Genomic DNA, 17,714 nt, shown 5'->3' on the forward strand with positions numbered 1-17,714 from the left:
GTTCTATTTGTCATCTACTATTGTTCAGGCCATTGTATTGATAGCTGGTTTTGCTTACATTAGATAATTATAATTAATTCTCTATTCCTTATCTATATTTATGAGCGGTTACACCATTGTTGACCACATACAAATTGAAAATCATATTAGCTTTTTCAGAATTGACCCCATCGATATAAGCCTGACTCTTAAAAATATTCTGGTTTCTTTTAATGACCTCTCTTGGATAAGTCAATTTGATGACGAATACCAGCGGGCTTCTTACCAAGTTAGAGCACAAAAAACGGCGGACCATATCGCTAATTTCATTATTAAAGCGAACGCCGATAAGATTACCAGTAGTTCGGCTGAATATGTAGTATCTGAATTGGCTAGGCAAACTATTGTTGAAAAGCTAAATTATTTAGATATTCCGCTTGCTGAATTATTTAAGAGGAATATTCTCTTAAATCCAGGGTTCGATTTTTATACCCGAAATCTAAATGAGATTTTACTATTTGGCGAAGCGAAGTATGTTGCAAGACAAAGCGCCTTTGGGAAGTCGCTAGAACAAATCATCCGGTTCTCAAATCAACAACAGGATATCGCGGATTTAAACGACATTAAAGATTTCTTTTGCAAAAATTCCATGAACAACTGTGTAAAAGGGCACAAAGGGTATATTGCTGCATTTTCGGCAAAGGCGACGCCAACTAATCAACTCATTAAGAGCATTCAGCGCAACAAGCATTTTGTTGATGCGAGTAAGTACAAAGAATTGATTTGTGTAGCAGTTAACTTATGAAGAACGTTATCAAAAATATTACCGAAGGCCAAAACACGGCAAATATATTCAAATATGTCATGGCGAATCTGTACATGAAAGGTCCAACTTCAACTACAGATCTGGAAATACTATCCTACTTGGCACTTTATCGAGCCGAAGAATTTGAGCAGCACAAAATCCCGGTCTTAAATTATATGGCGGTTTTCTATAAACCTACAACGCGAGATACGCTCGCCGAAGTCGTTTTTACCCAATATCGCCAATACATCCGGGAAACATATAGTTATACACTAACCCCTGTGCAGGCCGATATTATCAAGGGTATTAATGGTAATACTTGTTTTAGCTTTTCCGCCCCTACTAGCACAGGCAAGTCTTTTGTATTCAGAAAGCAAATTCAGGAGAGTCAAAACGACGTTGTAGTTGTTGTGCCTTCAAGAGCCTTGATTAATGAATATTACTTGGAGCTATCTGACCAAATTAAAGATCAATCGGTCAACATCTTAACATTTGTCGACAAAATAAACACCAGATATGCTAAGCGAAGCATTTTTATCGTCACGCCAGAACGCTGCCGAGAATTATTTAAACAACGTGAGCTGTTTGAAGTTGATTTGTTTTTATTTGACGAGGCTCAATTAAGCGATGAAGATTCTAAAAGGGGGTTGTATTTTGACAGTATTGTCCGCCGATGTCAGAAAGCCTACCCAAAGGCCAAATTCATTTTTGCACACCCTTTTGTACAAAATCCCGAATCTCAGATACAGAAGAATCATTTTGAACAACAGACTGCTAAAGCAAAGCAGTACATTCAGAAAAATGTTGGACAGCTTTTTTTATGTCAAAACCCGGACGGGCAATTTTCGCACTTCGGCATTGACCCAAGGATAATGGGCCATAAGAAAATACCTTCCGGATTTGACCCGCTATCAGCAACTATTCAAAAAGGCGGCACAGTGTTGATCTATACATCTAAGCAAAAAATCTATGACGGAAAATTTCTAGATAAATTTGCCAAATACGTGGCGCTATGCGATTACTTACCTTTTGAAACGATTGCCCCATACCTAAGCCAACTCAAAGAATATACAGGCGGTGACATCGAACGCAACGCTGCCCATTATTCATTGCTATTAGACTTACTTCGCAAAGGTATTGTCATCCATCATGGGTCACTCCCTCTGCATACAAGGCTGATCATTGAACAATTTACCAAAGCTGGCCATTGTCGCATCTGTTTCGCAACATCTACACTTGAGCAAGGCATAAATATGCCATTTGATGTTGTTTATCTTGATCGTTTAGAAGGTAGTAAGCCATTAGCGGTTAAAAACCTTATTGGAAGGGCCGGCCGGTCAACGAGAGAATTGAAATTTGATTATGGATATGTAATTGTCAATAGTCCGCAACGTATTCCTACGTTCAGAAAAATTATGACCAGTGATGAGATACTCGACAACGTGTCATCACTCGAAAAAACAGATTTGCAGGATGATGATTACAATGACTTTAGGGAAGCTATTCTTAATGGGACTTATTCGGATGAATTTAATCTTACCGAGAAGGACCTCGAAAAGCTCAGTACCGACAGTATTGATGGCATCATTGAACAAATTTTAAATTCAGTGTTTGAAGATGGCCAACTAATCTCCTTTAAGAAAATCACCGACGACCTTGATGCGAAGTTGTTGTTGTATGCATATTTTAGGAACTTATACATGCTTTATCTCAGCAGATCCCTTAGTGATGGCGAAGCCCGCGTTTTAGATACTGCAGTTAAAATTATGCTATGGCGAGTGTATGGCCGTAACTTTAAAAATATCTGCTGGTACAGGTATTCCCATGCAAGTAGAGCCCACGATAGGGCCCAGCTGGAAACCTCCCCTCAGTTACTTGATCAGTTGCCTGCAGCATTCATTACTGGATACAAAGAGATTCCTGATAAGGAATTGAGAATGTTCAGTCTGTTTCCATTAGGGACAAAAGCTATAGATGTTTCTTACGATCTTATCATGTACGACACCTATGATTATATAGATAAACTGATCGGATTTAAATTGAGCGATATTTTCTACGCTGCTTTTTGGAGATATTCGGAAAAATATCAGGATGACCGTGCGAGGAAATTAGCTTTATATGTGAGATACGGAACGGAAAGTGACAGAGATATATGGATGCTCCGGTATGGAATGTCCTTTGAGGATATAGAAGTTCTTGACCAGCACATTGTATCAATAGATGCAGAACAGATTATATTCCGGGATTCTATCTCTACCGTACCAGATGGACAACGTGCATCTATCAGGAGATTCATCAGATAATAATTTTTGCGTGTCTAAGCAATCAAAAGCGATTAAATCAGTTGAAAGAAATAATCGCCATTTATACTGTGGATATCGAAGGGCCTTAACTAATGTGAAGAGATTCCTGTCGACTTTTGAAGCAGCACAAATGTAGTCAGCATCCGTTTCCAAAAATCTGTGATTAATTCGGGAAGACACTCATTTAATTTAATACCCTTGCTAAAAAAGCGTTTGCGACTTTTTATTGAATCGATAAAACCATTGGTATGGTCTGGCAGGAAAATATACTTTTCGACCATCTTGTTGTCCTTAAATAATTGAAACACTTTAGGGGTATTCTCAAACGAACCATCATGTATGATTTCATTGCGAAGTGTTTGGATTAGCCTCATATTAGGACATTCTTCGAATATAGTACCCTGTGCTTTTTTGAATGAAAGACGATTGGCATCACCTACCAAAATACCCGACGACTGCAACCTATCATATTTTTTGTAAACCACCTTCAAGTGTTCCAATTCATAACATATTTTTGCCACATAGTCCATCTGACTGTAAAGTGATATGAATAAATAGTTCACATAACTGAATATACGGGTCACGATGAGCCCTGAAGCATGCATTTCCATATTGGGTTCCAACGGATCCTTCGCTAATATAAAGGAATTGTTATTCAGTTCCTTATAGAATTGACCAAGCAATGATTTCACCTCAACATTGGCATTCTGTAATGACCCGATTAATGCGCTGACATCATTATAATACATCGCTTTTAAAGTCGCCTCGTCAGCCTGGCGTATATAAGGTTCAATCTCAGCCTTAGAAACAGAAAGATCTGAATCAATACCTACTTGCGTAACCCAAGGCGGAACAAAGGCTAACTGATCGTAATATTTTTGAACGCTACCGAATAATTTGGCTTGAACGCCAAATCGTAAAGTATGTGCCATGGCCTCAATGTGATGCGTTAGATCACCTTCGCTCATTATAAAATCAAGCGGTCCTTCAGCCATCCAAAACTTATTTACGGGCTGTAGCTCTGTCGGAATTCCGTTTATGTTGTAGTAAATCAATGATTAAATGTTAAGTATTTTTATATCTCGTTAACTGTTGCATTCGGCTGTCACTAGTTAATTATGTTCTTTGCCGGCGCGACTCCTTCGTTTAATAATTTTTAATATCCCACAAATAAGCTTTAGAGTCTCTGGTAAGAGAATGAATACCTATGACTAACACAATCTAGCTCGTAGATATCCATTGTACTATAAGGATCAAGCGGATGCTTCCTGCCAATCAAATTTATCCCTCAGTTTCAGCATATCTCTTCCTATCTTCTTTTCCTGAACACGTGCATAGATCTGCGTAGTCGTAATTTTCGTGTGCCCGAGCATTTTACTGACAGTTTCGATAGGTATATCATTTCCGAGCGTTACGGTAGTCGCAAATGTGTGCCTAGCAATGTGAGTTGTCAGGTTCTTGTCTATTCCACAAAGGTCCGCTATCTCTTTGAGGTACGCATTCATTTTTTGGTTGCTTTTTATAGGTAATATCCTATTATTTATTAAGCACAACTCATGACCTTTATATTTATTGATGATCGCTATGGCTTGTGGAAGCAGTGGCACATTAGCAATGATAGATGTTTTAGTTCTTCTGGTTTCTATCCAGGCTTCTCCATCAGCTCTGATAACTACGTTTTCCAGCGATAACTTTTGAGCATCAATAAAAGCATATCCGGTGTAGCAGCTAAAGAGAAAACAATCACGTACTTCTTCCAAGCGCTTGAACTTAAAATCTTTTAAAGCAAGGGCTTTCAATTCATTCTCAGTTAAGTGAGTACGTATGACTTTTTTCGTCGTGCATTTGAAACCTGCAAAAGGACTATGGTTGATTAAACGATGGTTAACAGCAATTGTCGCGATCCTTTTAAGCCTTTTAATATAGCTCATAGCTGTATTATGGTCGATGCCTTCCTTGACTTTTAAGAACTTTTCGAAGCCTGCTATAAATGAATAATCCAGTTCATCTAAGGCGATATCTTTCTTGCTATATTTTGTATATATAAAGTCGGAAACTTTGCCTCTGATGGTCTTGTATTTCGTCAGGGTACCTTTCACATAATCTTTGCCAATCAGACTTTCCACTTCACTATTATGTTGATCGAATACGCCAAGTAGCGTGTGGGTTAGTTCAAGCACTTCTTTCCTATTATATTTATCTTTGATGTCCTCTGCAGAAAATACTTTGGCCAAACTTTTAAAGTGCTGATAAATATCGAAAAGCTCGTTATTCACATCATTTATGTACTTGTTGATCCTACGGACTTCCTCCCCGTTGCCGATCATGAAGCCACTCTTAGCATCCCACTTTTTGGCATTGAGCTTTTTCTTTAACGAGATCTCTGCTCTTCTTCCCTCAACAGTAACCCTGGCGTATAATGGTATAAGGCCTTTTGCATCTGCTTTTGATTTGTTTGTCCAGAAAAGGACTGAAAAACTGCTGGAATTTCTCATGATTTCATTCTTTTTAAGTAACCGAATTAATATGTTTTGAACTGTTTTAATTTGCTTTGCAACTCATTCAAAATCAATAGATTATAATCTTATTCGGTTACCTAAAATAAGGATTCGAAACAGGTAACCGAACAGGTAACCGTGGAATCCATTTTCTTTGGTATGAAACGGGCGCTTATGGCATAAAAAAAGCGCCTAAATCATTGATTTAAGCGCTTCCGGTGGGTTTTATTACCCTTTTTGCGGAATGGACGGGACTCGAACCCGCGACCCCATGCGTGACAGGCATGTATTCTAACCAGCTGAACTACCACTCCTCCCGTTTGGGAATGCAAATATAGATATCAAATTTACAATCCCAAAATATTTTTGAAAAAAAATTAGGCCACAGTGCCTTCTTTCAGCTTTTCTGCGTTTTCGGCAAACTGCAATGACTCCATAATCTCCTGTAAATCACCGTTCATAACGTTTGGTAAATTATAAATGGTTAAACCAATGCGATGTTCGGTAACACGGCCTTGCGGATAGTTATAGGTGCGTACTTTGGCCGAACGGTCGCCGGTTGACACCATAGTCTTACGTTTTTTAGACGTTACCTCTAAATGTTTCTGCAATTCCATCTCGTAAATACGTGAGCGTAATACTTGTAATGCCTTATCGTAGTTCTTCAATTGCGATTTCTGGTCCTGGCACTGAGCCACAATACCGGTGGGCACGTGAGTTAAACGTACGGCCGAATAAGTAGTATTCACCGACTGACCGCCCGGCCCTGAAGCACAGAACAAATCCTTACGGATATCACTTACCTTTAAATCAATATCAAACTCATCAGCCTCTGGTAGCACCACCACCGAAGCGGCCGATGTATGTACACGGCCTTGAGTTTCGGTATCAGGTACACGTTGTACCCGGTGCACGCCCGATTCGTACTTCAGCGTACCATAAGCATCCTCAGCGTTTACATTGAAGACAATCTCCTTGTAACCACCAGATGTGCCTTCAGTAAAATCTACCAGCTCAGTCTTCCAGCCCATGCGTTCGCAATAGCGCATATACATGCGGTAAAGGTCGCCTGCAAATAAAGCGGCCTCATCGCCACCTGTACCGCCCCGTATCTCTACAATGGCCGGACGCGCATCCTCAGGGTCTTTCGGGATCAGCATGAGCCTGATCTCCTCTTCCTTCTCATCGCGTTGCGCAATCAGTTCATCAAGCTCCATTTTGGCCATCTCCCTAAACTCCTCGTCTTTCTCGGTGGCCAAAATTTCCTTGTTGGTGTCAATATTGCTCATGATGTTTTTATAGATCTTGTACTGATCCACCACAGCTGTTAAATCTTTGTATTCCTTATTCAGTTGAGCAAAGCGTTTCATGTCAGCCATGGCATCGGGGCTGCTCAATTCATTTTCAACGGTTTGCCAGCGGTCTCTGATCGCCTCTAATTTCTCTAACATGGTATTTTTCTTGAAAATCAGTTGCAGTGCCTCGTCGGTTCCGGTAGTCCCGCTTTACGCTGCAAGTTTTGCGCCGCTGCTATGTCCCGGTCCCGGCAAAAGCTTTACGCTGCAATCGGGTTTATTATACACAGGGCAGTGCAAAAAAGCTTACAAAGCTACGCAAAATCAGGCACATTAGTTAGCTGATGTACAGTATACCAGGTAAGTAAAAAGTAAAAATCGAGAGAGGATGCGGGTTGTACAGGTACGGAGATTAGAACGCTGCGGTGAAGGTGCAGGCGCAGTTGTGCATTGCAATAACCACAATCGCATGCTCGGCCTGCATTTGGCCCACCGCACATCTACTTTATCTTCACTTACCTCAAGCCTGCGCTCCAACCCCTTGGCTAGCTGCTTCAATATTCTCAAAATATTCCAGGACCACTACACCATCGTACATCACAGCATAAGAGTTATGGTGCATCCACTCGCCCAGGTTTACGTATTTGCTGGCGGCACTTAGCTCTGTCACCATGGGTATATGCCGATGGCCGAAAATAAAATAATCATAATGCGTAACTTTGAGCACCTCGCGGGCAAAGCTTACCAGCCATTCGTTCTCAAACAGCTTACGTTCCTGCCCGGCGGAATTGGCCAAACGGCTATGCCCAGACCAATAGTTGGCCAAACCCACCCCCAGGTTAGGGTGCAAACGCTCAAAAAGCCACTGGCACAATCGGCTCCGGAAAACCTTTTTGAGCAGCTTATACTTGCCATCGCCCGGCCCCAGGCCATCCCCGTGGTGCAGGTACAGCTTTTTACCCTGCCGCTCCAAGATCAGCTCATTGCTAACGATGGTTGCATTTAGTTCCTTCACAAAGTAATCGAACATCCACATATCGTGGTTGCCTTTAAAAAGATAAAGTTTTACGCCGGCATCTGCCAGCTCAGCCAGTTTGCCCAAAAAACGGATGTAGCCGCGCGGAACCACTGTTTTGTACTCAAACCAAAAATCAAACACATCGCCTACCAAAAACAATTCATCGGCATCATGCATAATGCTGTCCAGCCAGCGCACAAAACGGGCCTCCCGCTCGCGGCTGCTTTGGTAGCCAGATGCACCTAAATGAATATCAGAAGCAAAATAGATTTTATTGCGTATAGACATGGGTGCTCAAAAATAGGCTTTTAAGCTGAAAGGATGAAGAAGGAGGAAAATGTTGGAACAGGATTCGGCCGAGTTTTTGGTTTCGCCTAAGTTGTGACTACAAAAGTTAATATAAGCATGGAGGAGAAACAGAGCATCTGAAGCAAGAGTAGCCGCCGGCAGGCGTGCTGAGGCTATACACAGGGCAGTAAATAACCAACAGCGGCACTTTAACCAGCGGCACTCGTTGTTATAGAATGTTTAGGCAACCACCTGGTTTGAAATTGGAAAAAAGTGGATGAGCTGCGCCTCATGCGGATTAACATCAGTTTGTGCCTGACTGCGCATGTGTAATTTCCTTTCAGCAATAACTTGTTTTAATAAGTTTATAGACTGAAGCAGCATCGCTTTTTCCATAGATCCTTTTGGAGCCTGTCGGTATCTGATCAATAGAGTATTTAAAGCCTGCTTGAGCTGGGCTGATTTGCTTAGGGGCGTATTCATGCCCTTAAGATAAAAAGGAATTTTTTGTTTGTTTTGACACTTGGCGGTTTGTGTAGCAAAGTGTGAATTACCCACGCTGCATTTTAAGTGTCACTTCACATACTTTAACAAAATTGCGAAATAACGGTAAGTACTTATTTACTCAAACGCCCACCAAACTGTACGCCTTGGTGCATTGCCTACAACAAATGGCTCACCTATAAGCGGAATAGATACGGGAATACTTAAGGTTACGGCAGCAGGCAGCAGCAAGTTTGCAGGTTCGTTCCAGGGGTGGGCGCTTTCGGCAAATTTGGCCCAATGTACAGGCTGTATCATGCGGGCCTGCAAATCGGCAGCGGCCTGGGCGGTTTGTGCAGGCAGCATGTGGTGATGAAGCCAGGCCTGGTTATACTGCCCGCATTCCATCAGAGCCAAATTAAAAGGACCATACTGTTGTCCTATTTGTTTAAAATGAGTGCCGTAACCGCCATCGCCGCTGTAAAACAGGCGGTAGCCATTGGCCTGTATAACATATGATGCCCAAAGGGTTTTCTTTTCGGCAAAGGTGCGGTTACTACGGTGGCGCGCGGGTGTAGCCGTAATTTTCAGGCCGCTTGCCAGGGTGTACGACTGATTCCAATTCAACTCCACAATGTTTTTACGATCAAATCCCCAGTATACCAAATGCGAACCTACACCCATAGGCACTACCGCTTTTTTTATGCGGCTTTTGAGCTTTTTAATTGTGCGGTAATCCAGGTGATCGTAATGGTCGTGCGAGATGATGAGCACATCTATATCGGGCATATCATCGGCGCTGTAATGGGTAGTACCGTCAAAAGCTTTAACCATGCCCGGAATGGGACCGGCATGATCGTTAAAAACCGGATCGATCAAAATATTACCGCTTTGCGTTTTAATGAGTACCGACGAATGCCCAAACCAAACCACAGTGGGCTTAGCCGCCGTCAGATTCTTTAAATCGGTTTTAACCCAGGGCACCGGCCTTTGCGGCGTAACGCTTCGGGGCCGGTTAAATATGGCTTTTAAAGCCCGGCCAGGCTTTACCTTATGCTGACCGTTATCGACACTGTCTAAATTTTGGAACGTCCCGTTCTTATAGTTAGGCAACGCCTGTATACGTGCCAAATCGTCGCCCTGCGGATTTTTGCCTAACGATTTTACCAGGCCGCAACCCGCTGCCACCAGCAGCAGCAAAAGCACTGTAAGCGAATGGAACAGGTATTTAGAGCGCAGGATTTTCATACAGACTTTATAAAGTAGCTATGCAACCAGAGCAACTTTGCATATAACGGTAAAACAAGCTAATGAATACAGTTTCGTTGTAAGAAAGGCAAAAGCATTTTTATTACACTCATCATCAAAAGCACTTTCCGGCGGCCGCTACAGGCAGCAAAAATCACTCAGCAGTACTGAACGGATTTAAATTATTGGGCGCATGCGTTAGCTACTATACGGCTTAATGCTTTACAGTTGTAGAGCTATACGCAATGGCAACTTAGGCCGAGGCTACCAGCTTGCTGGTGCTTCTGTACAAATAAGTGCCGAAAATATGCCTGCGGGCAAATCTCCCAGGCGAATCGGCATTGATGAGCTTAATATATACCGCCTTGGGTACATCAAAGTACTCATACGTATTGCCATCGGTAAAGCTTACGGTAAGTATTTGTGATTTGTACTCAAAATCGGCCATTGCAGCGGTAGTGGTGGTAAGCGTATAATCGGCAAATGATTGGGCACGTGTTTCGGGCGCTATGCTCACTAAAAAGTGATAAGCTTCAATAATGCTCTTGCTTTTATCTTCGGCAGCCAGCTTACTTTCGTTACTATCCTGAAACTTATCGGGGTGCCAGGCTTTCATTAAGCCCCGGTAAACCGTTTTTAATTCCTGTAAATCGGCATCCTTAGTAACACCCAACAGCTTCCTGTAATCGACAATCTTTTTCATATCTTAATTATAACTTTATTGTCGTTGAAACGATGAGGTGTCTTTCCAAGAAAATAATTTGCGAAGGTACACTTTTTCTTATGGCTATACTTATACTTTGCTTACAGACGCTTTTAGCCTACTCCTTGCTTTATGCGAGCCCACGTATGTTTATGCGCTGAAGATTCTTCACATATTTACCTTAGCCAAATAAATTCGATCTTTAAATCGAAAATTCAGCTTACCTGTTATCCAACCATGAAAGATCGGGTTTCGGCTATTGGCCGGTATAAGCAACTGTTAAATGAAACTCTGCCGGCAACGTTTACTGAGCCGGTACAGTATAACCATTGCTTCAACCGGATTGTGTTAGACTGGCTGTTTCAGGATGTATGGTACAATCATCTGGATAAATCAAAAACGGCTATTAGTCAGTTAAGCCAAACGCACTTGCAAAAAATGGTTGAGCGGATGGAGCAATGGCTAAAACAGCCTGAGTTGCTTTTAAGCGATAATCAGCAGTCGTTAAAATGGCGAAGAAAGCAGAAGTAATATACATTTTCTACTGCTTAATGCAAAGTCCATTATTTTCGGACGGGTTATTTATGCTCTTAACCGAACACTAAAAACATTTTGGTGTTATGGATGAATAATATGCTTATCAAGAAAAGAATTTCGATTTTTTATTTTATCCGCACCATCAAATGGGATGTACTGGCCATTGCGGCGTATGCTATGCTGGCTGGTACGTTTGACCACTACGGCATCCTAAGCCAGGTTTCTATACCGTTGGCGGTTACTGCGTTCAGTGGTACTGTTTTATCGCTATTACTGGCATTCCGAACTTCACAATCATACGAACGCTGGTGGGAGGCCCGGGTAGTGTGGGGTGCTATTGTGAACGACAGCAGGACGCTGGTGCGCCAGGTTAAACAATTTATGCCCAAAACGGAACAGGGTTTGGCCGTTGCAAAAGACTTTGCCGCACGGCAAGGCGTTTGGTGCTTTGCACTTTCAGAATCACTTCGAAAAGTAGAACATAGCAACAAGGTAAGCACCTATTTCAGCAATATCGGTGCTAATAGCGCCAACAAAGCTAACCTCATTTTAGACCAACATGCAGATGCACTTGCTGCAGCAAGCGAGCAGTTTAACATCAATGCTAATAAGCAGGTACAAATAGACGCTACGCTGGCCAGGCTTTGCGACTCGATGGGAAAATGTGAACGGATTAAAAACACCGTTTTCCCGAGAGCTTATAGTGTGCTGATCCACTTTCTGATCTATGTACTCATGACCATGCTGCCGTTTGGCCTGGAGGATCAAAGTAAACTGGTAGAAGTATCGCTCACGATTATCGTCCCCGTATTATTCATTGCTATAGAACAAACAGCTATTTTAATGCAGGACCCATTTGAGAACCGGCCAACCGATACGCCAATGACGGCTTTATCCATGTCGATAGAAAACACGCTAATGGAGATGGTTGGCGAACCGCCGGTATATAAAATTGAACCGCCTGCATCTTATTATATCATGTAACAATAAAAAGCATCAGGCAAGTACAAAAACAAAAGGCCGAAGATTTCGTCTTCAGCCTTTTTTATTGCAGTAATTTAAATACACAAGCTTAAAAGCCGGTGTTCTGAAATTATTTGGCAATTTTTACTTTGATGGCGTTGGGGCCTTTTTGTCCCTGTTCAACTTCGAAAGTAACTTTGTTGCCTTCTTTGATCTGCTCCATAATGCCATTAATGTGCACAAATACGCTTTCCTGAGTTTGCAGGTCACGTATAAAGCCGTAGCCCTTCGATTCATTGAAGAACGATACGGTTCCGGTTCTAACCACCTCGTATTCGATCTCTTCCTGCTTAGGCGTACCAATCTGTATATCTTCTACCAGTATCTTTTTACGTTTACCGGGCTCTTGCGGCATAGATGTTATGTTGCCATTCTCGTCAACATAAGCCATCATGTCTTCCAAACCTTTTCCCTTTACAGCATTAGCTTTCCGGTCTTCGGCTTTTTCTTTTTTGTCTAACTGTTTGCGGGCTTTTTTCTTTTCCCGTTCTTTTTTACTGAATGTTTCTGTGGATTTACCCATATTTTAATTTAAGTGTAACTTAGAACTTCTATTTTTCCGAAGTTCTGATTAATATTTAAGCTGCTATAACCGGCTTGTTGAGGGCCAACTTTGCAAGGAAAAATTTTTACAAAAAAAGCATCTTCCTATAGTGGAAGATGCCTCACAATAATTTATAGTGTGTTAAGCTACTTTTACATTTACTGCGTTTGGTCCTTTACGGCCTTCTTCCACATCATAACTAACAACAGTATTCTCACGAATATTGTCAATCAGACCTGATGAATGAACAAAGATTTCGCTTCCACCATCATTAGGTGTGATAAATCCGAAACCTTTTGTTTCATTAAAAAATTTTACTGTTCCTTGTTGCATTATATTGCTTTTAATAAGTCTACAAGGTACGAATAAATATCCGTATAAATTTCCTTTTGGTGAAAATAATTAATATTTATTTAACCCTGCAGTGATTCTAGCTGTTTATGTGCTATAAACCGGGTTATTGAACAAATTCAATTTCCACACGTCTGTTTTGCTGCCGACCTAATTTGGTTTTGTTAGAAGCAATGGGCTTGGTATCGCCAAATTCGGTTGAAGCAATGCGCGATGAATCGGCACCTTTACTAACCATGTACTCTTTAACCGTGTTAGCCCGCGCTTGTGACAGTTTCCAATTATACACATAACCGCCTTTGTTATCAGCATGTCCGCTTAGTTTAACCGCTGCATTATTGTCGGCCATTAATTTTACCACTTTATCCAATCGTGCGTATGTTTCCGCACTAATAGCAGAACGATCAAACCCGAACTGGACATTCTTAATCTTTACGCTTCTGAGGTCGATTTTAGTAGCCGGCGACTTGGCTTCACTTTTTTTATTTTTGGAAGGTTCGGTTGCTTTTGCTACGGCAGGCAACATCATAGCCACCATGGCAAGCGCTAAAATAACTGACTTTAAATAATTGGTTTTCATAATTCTATAATTTGGTAAATAAATTAGCCGGTAAGTCATCCGCACTGCTTAAAGGCATGCGGCATAACGGCTTTTTAATAATTGCTTACTGAGTTTATATTTAAATAATAGGCCGGCAGGTATTTGGTTTTATTGATGCCTTTTATAGAGTATTAATTCTGGCAAAATTGGTATTTGCACAGCGTATCGGCTATTTATACTATTAATGCGCAGCGTGTTTGGCTACAATTGCCGGGCTATTAATTTGTCCTGCTTGCCACAACTCATTAAGCCGTACAAGCTGTGCCTTGTCAGTAATTTTATAGGTTACCAGGTAAAACGTAATATCGGTACGGCTAATCATGGGGTGTGCGTAATCTTCGAGTAACGGGCCGCTTACAACAATATAATCAAACTGCTTGTGTAACTGGTTTATAAGCTGGTTAAACTTCCTATCTGGCATTGCTTTTTGTATCGGGTCGGCCTCTGCCGATAAGTTTGGCGAAATATCTAATAACCCCAGCATAGATACCATCTCTGCCTTGTGCTGGTTTTTAGCAACGCCCGACCCGATAAAGTAAAGACTATCGGCCCCCTGAACAGGTACGATCAGGTCATCGATAGTAACTATATCTGCGTTCAGGTACTCATATAATCCCTTGTTGTACGGAAGGCCCAACTCATCATATGATAATGAATCGGGCATATCATTATCAACTAAAACGGTACTTTTGCCGGTATGAGCAAGCGCTTGTGCCAGTTGCAACGCCAGTTGCCTCGCGCCTTCCTCGTCGGTATTTGCCGTAACCCAAATTGTTTGATGATGGCTGTGAACATTGAATATATAAGAGGCCAATGCATTAACAGAAATGTCGGCGCCCGGTTCACCTTCATTTTGCTGAGGCTCAAGTTCTGTAACAACCGGAATTTTAGTTGTCCGTTTTATATCTGCAACGCTGTGAATCTTTCTATTCAGCATTTGTAAAATATAAACAGCTAAAACCGAAAATAATATCCCTGCTAAAACTGCGGCTATATAAAATAACGGCGATTGCGCGTGCATTGCCCGGCTTTTAAAAGAAGTAACCGCTATAGCCGAACTTGCCGGCGCCGGCCTGCCTATTGCAGATTGTTTTAAAGCGGTTAGCGAATCAATAGCGGCTGAAATATGGGCTGACTGCAAACGATATTGCTGTAACGAAGCAGCAGTATCAGTACCCGGGTTTAGTTGCTTTTGGAGGTACGCTCTTTGAACAACAACCTGGCGTTTAATCTGCTCCTGCAAAAAATTAATCTGCTGGTTAAACCTCACCGTATTGGGGTCGTTTAAGCTTTTGGCGCCCAAATAGCTTTGTTTTTGCAACTGTAACTCATTAAACTTATTGATAGACTTAAGCAAGTCATCGTCGGGTGGTATAAAGCTGTCGGGTATAACCACAAAACTACTAATGGGCTTACTAACGTAATTTACCACTACGTCTAATATCCTCGACTGCTTTACAAACTTTTCTTTCAAAACAGCACGTTCAGCCGGGTTGGCGGCGGCTTGCAAAGCCCCTAACCGTATCTTTTCATTTAAAGTGCTCAGCTCGTCTTTTAAAGCGGCTACACTATCATTAAACCGGCGGGTGTTAACTTGCTTGCCAACATGGTTTAAAGCTTTATATCGGTAACTATCCGTTAACGCTGTTATAGCCGCCTCGGCTTTGTAAGCGCTTTCGCCGGTTGCCGTTACAGTTAAGGTGTTTGGTCGGCCTGCCGGTTTTACAGCGGTAAGGTTATAGTCGGCCGTCAACTCATTATAAACCTCTTTAAAAAGCTGTTGTTGGGTGGCAGCGTCCCGCGCCGGCTCAAACCGTACACTTGCGCTTGCCTCATAGTGCGATATCCTGTTGCTTTGATAAAGGTATGCGCCAGCCAGCATACTGGTTATAATAACTATAAAGAAGTATTTATACGTACTTAAATAGCTTTTTATCATCAACCAATAATGCAGCAGCCCGCTCCCAAGCGCTGGCCATAAGTCACTCTTGTACATAACTATACCTAACTGTTAAAATAAATTTAGAGAGCCGCAGAAAGTATAGTGGCAGGTAAAAGCTTTATTGAGGTGTAAATGGTTAGCTCTCGTGTATTATTATATAGTGTACATGTTTTGATGATAAATGTTTGATAATGACCTTTAACGCTTAAAACGTATGGCTATTAACAGTGTGCTTTTTGTTAAATACGAATAGCTAACATTGCTACGTTTGTAGCAAAAGGCAGGCGTGCTGCTGCTTAGACCCCCCAATGGATTTTCCCGTCAGATATTGTAAACAAAATCTGTTTCAAACTATTTAGTACCTGATAAGTTTAAACCTATTACATTACAGCTATTACAATATGGGTAAAGTGTTTACCATAACTCAGGGACTCGAAAATATGGGTGCTTTGCGAAACGGAGGCCAGGGCTCAGTTTACAAGGCTCGTCGTATAGGCGAAATTATCGTAGCTGTAAAACTTCTGCCCACGCCCATTCATACCGAAAGTGAAGACGATAAAAATTTCAAGAACTTCAGGAATGAGGTAGAGAAATTAAAAAAAGTAAATGAGAACCCGACGCCGCATGTTGTAAAAATATTTAGTTCGGGCATTACTGAGAGTGGCTCGCTGCCCTTTATTGAGATGGAGTTTATTGAAGGGCCAGATTTGGGCGAACTCCTAAACGCGCCTCACGATCCGGTCTTTACCATTCATGAAGTAATTAAGGTGGCCGACCAACTGGCCAGCGCCCTGAGCCATTGCCACAAGGTTGGGGTAAAGCATGGCGATGTTAAAAGCAATAACGTTAAATACAATATCCACACAGGCAATTATGTGTTGCTTGATTTTGGCCTGGCTATCATGACCGATGAGCAGCGCCGTGATAGTTTACGAAATGCGGGCGCAGTGGAGTTTATGGCACCCGAGCAAAACGAAGGCATCATGCTGCCACAAAGTGATGTTTATAGCTACGGTATCATCTTGTACGAACTGCTGGCGGGGGCAGTACCCTTCCCGTTGACGGCTAACGCACAAACGGCGCGTAATAACATCATGATTGCGCACCTGGAAGCGCCCGTGCCCGATTTACTCGAATTGCGACAAGCCAACCTGCCCAATACCTGGGACGATCAAAAGAAGGCCTGGGAAATGCAAGTACCCGAATGGCTGTTACAAATTATTAACCGCTGCTTGCAAAAGCAACCTGCCGACCGCTTTGCCGACGGCACTGAACTTCACCAAGCTATTCTGACCCAAAACAGCGCCCTTGCCGCCAAGAGCAATACAGAAGAAGCCCTCCTGTTACAAGCCGAGAACGAAAGTCTGCAGAAGCTGTTAACCCAGGAATGTGAAAAAGCCGCGCTTTACGAGCAGGAAATAACAAAGGCCAAGCAAACTTTAGCGCAAAGCAATAACGAGCTAATGACTTTGAGAAGCGCAAGGCCGGCGACACCTAACCCGGTTGCACAGCCAACTGTTACTGCAAGCAAATCAAAAGGTATATCCGTTGCGGCTGCGTTATGGATAGGCCTTATCGTAGCTTGTTTGGGCGCATATGCCGGACATCTGTTGTTCCCTACTACAGCAAATGCCAAGCAGGAGACTCCGGTGAGCCAGACACTTGCTGTTGAAAAAAACACTGAGCCGGTTAAAAAAACAAGTAAACCAAAAGCAAAAAAGAAAGCAGCTGTAGTTAAAGAAGATACCGCCACCGAATCTGAAGTGAAAAACGAAGTGACAGACACGGTGGCTAAAGAAGAAGAGGCTAAAACGCAGCCAAAAAAAACCATACAGCCACCTGCCAACGACCCCAAAGGAAAAGATGCTGGCAAAACCTTTACGCTCTTTGCCAGCTACGCCTATTTTCACGACCGGCCCGATGCCTCAAGTGTACGCAAGGCCAACATTAACCGCTGGAACAATGCCCGCCTCACCGCCATTGATGATATAAACGGATACATTTATGTAGTTTATAAAAACGAGCAGGGCCAGGTAAGTAAAGGCTGGCTCAATAAAAAAGATCTTATAAAGGTTAATTAAGGTCTTAACAACCTG

The 17,714-nt window shown here is 42.2% G+C and carries 16 protein-coding genes and 1 tRNA gene; 5 read left to right on the top strand and 12 right to left on the bottom strand.

What is annotated here, in order from left to right; genetic code table 11:
* Positions 1–100: 100 nt before the first annotated feature.
* The gene (locus tag ABDD94_RS22010; RefSeq protein ID WP_345954047.1) at positions 101–784 is read left to right on the top strand and encodes a hypothetical protein; all 684 of its coding nucleotides are present in this window, start codon (positions 101–103) and stop codon (positions 782–784) included.
* Positions 781–3,087 (top strand): DEAD/DEAH box helicase, encoded by a 2,307-nt coding sequence (locus ABDD94_RS22015; protein ID WP_345954048.1) that lies wholly within the window; start codon positions 781–783, stop codon positions 3,085–3,087. The genes ABDD94_RS22010 and ABDD94_RS22015 overlap by 4 nt, the downstream gene beginning before the upstream one ends.
* 89 nt (positions 3,088–3,176) lie before the next feature.
* Here ABDD94_RS22015 and ABDD94_RS22020 read toward each other — a convergent pair whose 3' ends face one another.
* The 8 genes from ABDD94_RS22020 to ABDD94_RS22055 all read right to left on the bottom strand — a co-directional run bounded on the left by ABDD94_RS22020 (position 3,177) and on the right by ABDD94_RS22055 (position 10,620).
* Positions 3,177–4,082 carry a hypothetical protein gene (locus ABDD94_RS22020; protein WP_345954049.1) on the bottom strand — a complete coding sequence of 302 codons (906 nt, stop codon included), beginning with the start codon at positions 4,080–4,082 and terminating at the stop codon, positions 3,177–3,179.
* Between the two features lie 258 nt (positions 4,083–4,340).
* Positions 4,341–5,582 (bottom strand): site-specific integrase, encoded by a 1,242-nt coding sequence (locus ABDD94_RS22025; protein ID WP_345954050.1) that lies wholly within the window; start codon positions 5,580–5,582, stop codon positions 4,341–4,343.
* 243 nt (positions 5,583–5,825) lie between these two features.
* A tRNA-Asp gene (locus ABDD94_RS22030) sits at positions 5,826–5,899 on the bottom strand.
* A 63-nt stretch (positions 5,900–5,962) separates the two neighbouring features.
* A complete protein-coding gene (gene prfA, locus ABDD94_RS22035) occupies positions 5,963–7,036 on the bottom strand; it encodes a peptide chain release factor 1 (protein WP_345949977.1) in 1,074 nt (357 codons plus the stop codon).
* A 364-nt stretch (positions 7,037–7,400) separates the two neighbouring features.
* Positions 7,401–8,186 carry a UDP-2,3-diacylglucosamine diphosphatase gene (locus tag ABDD94_RS22040; RefSeq protein WP_345954051.1) on the bottom strand — a complete coding sequence of 262 codons (786 nt, stop codon included), beginning with the start codon at positions 8,184–8,186 and terminating at the stop codon, positions 7,401–7,403.
* Between the two features lie 240 nt (positions 8,187–8,426).
* Positions 8,427–8,669, bottom strand: coding sequence for a hypothetical protein (locus tag ABDD94_RS22045; RefSeq protein ID WP_345949975.1), 243 nt, complete (start codon positions 8,667–8,669; stop codon positions 8,427–8,429).
* Positions 8,670–8,807: 138 nt separating this feature from the next.
* Positions 8,808–9,917, bottom strand: coding sequence for an MBL fold metallo-hydrolase (locus ABDD94_RS22050; RefSeq protein ID WP_345954052.1), 1,110 nt, complete (start codon positions 9,915–9,917; stop codon positions 8,808–8,810).
* 253 nt (positions 9,918–10,170) lie between these two features.
* A complete protein-coding gene (locus ABDD94_RS22055; protein WP_345954053.1) occupies positions 10,171–10,620 on the bottom strand; it encodes a KTSC domain-containing protein in 450 nt (149 codons plus the stop codon).
* Between the two features lie 237 nt (positions 10,621–10,857).
* On the opposite strand from ABDD94_RS22055, the gene ABDD94_RS22060 reads away from it, so the two are divergent.
* A complete protein-coding gene (locus ABDD94_RS22060; RefSeq protein WP_345954054.1) occupies positions 10,858–11,151 on the top strand; it encodes a hypothetical protein in 294 nt (97 codons plus the stop codon).
* A gap of 102 nt (positions 11,152–11,253) precedes the next feature.
* Positions 11,254–12,141: a bestrophin family ion channel gene (locus ABDD94_RS22065; RefSeq protein ID WP_345954055.1), complete on the top strand. Its 888-nt coding sequence runs from the start codon at positions 11,254–11,256 to the stop codon at positions 12,139–12,141.
* Positions 12,142–12,250: 109 nt separating this feature from the next.
* Here ABDD94_RS22065 and ABDD94_RS22070 read toward each other — a convergent pair whose 3' ends face one another.
* From ABDD94_RS22070 to ABDD94_RS22085, 4 genes are all read right to left on the bottom strand, one after another.
* Positions 12,251–12,703 (bottom strand): cold shock domain-containing protein, encoded by a 453-nt coding sequence (locus ABDD94_RS22070; RefSeq protein WP_345949967.1) that lies wholly within the window; start codon positions 12,701–12,703, stop codon positions 12,251–12,253.
* Between the two features lie 162 nt (positions 12,704–12,865).
* Complete coding sequence (locus ABDD94_RS22075) at positions 12,866–13,057, bottom strand: cold shock domain-containing protein (protein ID WP_345949966.1); 192 nt, start codon at positions 13,055–13,057, stop codon at positions 12,866–12,868.
* A gap of 124 nt (positions 13,058–13,181) precedes the next feature.
* Positions 13,182–13,655, bottom strand: a complete 474-nt coding sequence (locus ABDD94_RS22080; protein ID WP_345954056.1) for an OmpA family protein — start codon at positions 13,653–13,655, stop codon at positions 13,182–13,184.
* A 202-nt stretch (positions 13,656–13,857) separates the two neighbouring features.
* Positions 13,858–15,672, bottom strand: coding sequence for a hypothetical protein (locus tag ABDD94_RS22085; RefSeq protein ID WP_345954057.1), 1,815 nt, complete (start codon positions 15,670–15,672; stop codon positions 13,858–13,860).
* A gap of 347 nt (positions 15,673–16,019) precedes the next feature.
* Here ABDD94_RS22085 and ABDD94_RS22090 point away from each other — a divergent pair, with 347 nt between their 5' ends.
* Positions 16,020–17,699, top strand: a complete 1,680-nt coding sequence (locus ABDD94_RS22090) for a serine/threonine-protein kinase (protein ID WP_345954058.1) — start codon at positions 16,020–16,022, stop codon at positions 17,697–17,699.
* Positions 17,700–17,714 lie beyond the last annotated feature (15 nt).

It is taken from the genome of Mucilaginibacter sp. PAMB04168 (assembly GCF_039634365.2).
Lineage (GTDB): Bacteria > Bacteroidota > Bacteroidia > Sphingobacteriales > Sphingobacteriaceae > Mucilaginibacter.